1 protein-coding gene is annotated in these 1,236 nt (G+C 57.9%); it reads right to left on the bottom strand.

Annotation, left to right across the window (positions count from 1 at the left end):
- Positions 1 to 8 precede the first annotated feature (8 nt).
- Positions 9 to 1,171, bottom strand: a protein-coding gene (locus B597_RS0223325; RefSeq protein WP_152028156.1) for an IS3 family transposase whose coding sequence is annotated in 2 segments (ribosomal slippage) — positions 9 to 916 and positions 916 to 1,171 — 1,164 coding nt in all. Because the reading frame shifts where the segments join, the coding sequence is not laid out codon by codon here.
- Positions 1,172 to 1,236: the final 65 nt, after the last annotated feature.

The raw sequence follows: 1,236 nt of genomic DNA, 5'->3' as shown, positions 1-1,236 counted from the left end.
TGTAGTGGTCAACCCATCCCGGACAGTGGGTTAAGTTTTTCTTCGGCCACCGCAGGCGGTAGCCCATCGTTGAATTGATGTGGCCTGATCCAGTTGTAGCGGTGCATCAGGTAATGACTGATGTCCCGCTGAGCCTCCTGAGCCGTCAGGTAACCGGTCGGTGGAATCCACTCCGACTTCAAACTGCGGAACAACCGTTCCATCGGTGAGTTGTCCCAGCAGTTACCTCGACGGCTCATGCTCTGTTCCATCCGATATCGCCACAACCGCTGCCGAAACAGGCGGCTGGCGTACTGGCTGCCCTGATCGGAATGAAACAGTACCTGCTGCGGTTTGCCTCGTTGCTCGTAGGCCATATCCAGCGCCTTGATGACCAACTCCGCATCCGGCTTGGCGGAGAATGCCCAGCCAATTACTCGTCGTGCATGCAGATCCAGCACCGCCGCTAAGTAATTCCAGCGGCCTTGCGCCCAGATGTAGGTGATGTCGCCGCACCACACCTGATTGGGGCGCTCAGTTGTGAACTCGCGGTTCAGCCGGTTCGGAATGTCTGGGCGTTCAACCGTAGCCTGCTTGTACGCGTGCGAGCCTGGTTGTTTGCTGACCAGGCCCAACTCGCGCATTAACCGACGCACGCGAAGGCGGCCAATGCTTACGCCATCCTCACGCAACATGCCCAGAATGCTTCGGCTACCAGCCGATCCTCGACTCTGGTTGAACAGCTGATTGACCTGACTGCGCAGTGCAATGCGGCGTGCATCAACACGGCAGAGCCGTAGACGATGGGCGTAGTAGCAAGACCGCACCACGTCGAACGCTGAACAGACCACTTCCACCGACTCCCGCTCACTCAACTGGTCTATCAGCGCGTACGATTGAACTCGTCCGACATCAAGAGAGCGGTAGCCTTTTTTAGGATCGCTTTCTCCCGCTCCAGTCGGTCGATCCTGGCTTCCAGCTCCTGGATTTTCTGCTGTTCGGGAGTCAATGCTTTGCTCTTCGGGGTAACGCCCTGGCGCTCCTCTTGGAGCTGTTTCACCCAGCGACGAAGCGCCGATTCAACCAGCCCCAGCGAGCGGGCTGCTTCGATATGGCTGTAGCCCTGATCGAGCACCAGGCCAGCGGCCTCTCGTTTGAACTCGGGCGTAAAGGAACGACGTTGCTTGGTCATCAGACACCTCTCTATGGCGAGCATTCTCGCCCTAAATGGGTGTCCGGGATCAGTAGACCACTACA

Source organism: Stutzerimonas stutzeri KOS6, assembly GCF_000307775.2.
Lineage (GTDB): Bacteria > Pseudomonadota > Gammaproteobacteria > Pseudomonadales > Pseudomonadaceae > Stutzerimonas > Stutzerimonas stutzeri_B.
Note: the sequence above shows the minus strand (reverse complement) of the source record. Positions and strands in the feature narration are given on the sequence as shown.